This window comes from Bifidobacterium xylocopae, from assembly GCF_003315615.1.
Lineage (GTDB): Bacteria > Actinomycetota > Actinomycetes > Actinomycetales > Bifidobacteriaceae > Bombiscardovia > Bombiscardovia xylocopae.
Map to the genome: position 1 here is coordinate 1 of NZ_PDCH01000084.1, position 438 is coordinate 438.

The window sequence follows — 438 nt, forward strand, 5'->3', positions numbered from 1 at the left end:
TTCCCGTACGGTGGCGTCGTCCCAAACGGTCATGACCTCTCCTCGCGGGACATTTGCAGCCATCGATAGCCATATGGCCACAACGGTACGGACAGTGTTCCGTCAGCTTTTACTGGTTGCGCGTCCTGACCATGGATGAGAGAAGAGCCCGTCATGCCCGCGAATTGTGGCAGGTGAAGGGCAACCAGCCGCTCAGTATCGGAGAAGTTAGCCATGCACAGGACCGTTTCGTGCTCGTTGTGACGCAGGAAGGACATCACCGCCATGTCCGGCCCGCCTAGATCGGTGAACTCGCCGGTCCCAAAGACGGGGTGGTGGCGGCGGATACCGAGCATGGCACGCGTCCACACCAGCAAGGAGGACGGGTCGTCCATCTGGCGGGCGACATTGACGTGCTCTGGATCGTGGCCAAAGGTGCGGATGAGAGGTAGATGAAAG

General features: G+C 60.0%; 1 protein-coding gene. It reads right to left on the bottom strand.

Translation table 11 applies throughout. The annotated features are described in order from the left end of the window. Positions 1 to 29: 29 nt before the first annotated feature. Positions 30 to 438 (bottom strand): alpha-glucosidase C-terminal domain-containing protein (locus CRD59_RS07730; protein WP_201736595.1); only part of this gene is annotated, 409 nt, incomplete at its 5' end.